General features: G+C 66.2%; 2 protein-coding genes. Both read right to left on the bottom strand.

All coding sequences use genetic code 11. The features are described 5' to 3' along the window. Positions 1-46: 46 nt before the first annotated feature. On the bottom strand, positions 47-550 hold the full coding sequence (locus ACSFA3_RS25195; protein WP_435465628.1) for a VOC family protein: 504 nt from the start codon (positions 548-550) through the stop codon (positions 47-49). Next, positions 547-1,108: biotin synthase BioB (gene bioB, locus ACSFA3_RS25190; protein ID WP_435508068.1), on the bottom strand; the 562-nt coding region annotated here is incomplete at its 5' end. The genes bioB and ACSFA3_RS25195, both read right to left, overlap by 4 nt.

Here is a 1,108-nt window from a genome sequence, read left to right as displayed (position 1 = left end):
CACCAGGCGATGCTGCCGCCTCAGCGCTCGGACGTGAAGCCGCCGATCAGGAAGGTTCTGAACGCGTAGCTGCGAGTGCGCTGAATGCTGCGACCACCTCGGGCGGCGCCTGCACCATCTCGATCAGCACGCCCTCACCCGCAATCGGAAACTCGTCGTTCGCCTTCGGATGCAGGAAGCAGATGTCGAAACCAGCCGCGCCCTTGCGGATGCCACCCGGCGCAAAGCGCACGCCCTGCGCGGTGAGCCATTCGACGGCCTTTGGCAGGTCGTCGATCCACAGCCCCACGTGGTTCAGCGGCGTCGTGTGAACGGCAGGCTTCTTCTCCGGATCGAGCGGCTGCATCAGGTCGACTTCGACCTTGAACGGCCCCACGCCCATCGCGCAGATGTCCTCGTCGACGTTCTCACGCTCGCTCTTGAACGTGCCCGTGACTTCGAGCCCCAGCATGTCGACCCACAGCTTCTGCAGCCGCAGCTTGTCGGGGCCGCCGATGGCGATCTGCTGGATGCCCAGCACCTTGAAGGGCCGCGCGGTGGTGGCGGTCATGCGGCACAGCCTTCCGAAGCCTGCTCCTGAACCTGCCGCGCATTGAGTCCGAGCTTGCGCAGCAGCACTGTGTCGGCTTCGACATCGGGATTGCCGGTGACGAGCAGTTTGTCGCCGTAGAAGATCGAATTCGCGCCTGCCATGAAGCACAGCGCCTGCACCGCGTCGCCCATCTGCTGACGGCCGGCCGACAGCCGCACGCGCGCGGTCGGCATCGTGATGCGCGCGACCGCGATCATGCGCACGAAGTCGAAGGGATCGACCGGGTCCGAATCAGCCAACGGCGTGCCGGGCACGCGCACCAGGCTGTTGATCGGCACCGATTCCGGGTACGGGTTCAGGTTGGCCAGTTGCGCGATCAGCCCCGCGCGATGCACCGGTGCCTCACCCATGCCGACGATGCCGCCGCAGCACACGCTGATGCCCGCGCTGCGCACATGGGCCAGCGTGTCGAGCCGGTCCTGGTAGGTGCGCGTGTCGACGACGTCGGTGTAGTACTCGGGCGCGGTGTCGAGGTTGTGGTTGTAGTAGTCGAGGCCAGCTGCCTTGAGCTGGTGC

The organism is Variovorax glucosi, from assembly GCF_051216695.1.
GTDB lineage: Bacteria > Pseudomonadota > Gammaproteobacteria > Burkholderiales > Burkholderiaceae_C > Variovorax.
This window is presented reverse-complemented; position numbering and strand designations above follow the sequence as displayed.

What these genes read in the sequence shown, in the direction of transcription:
- ACSFA3_RS25195 (WP_435465628.1), bottom strand. Translation starts at nt 550, where the DNA reads ATGACCGCCACCACCGCGCGGCCCTTCAAGGTGCTGGGCATCCAGCAG.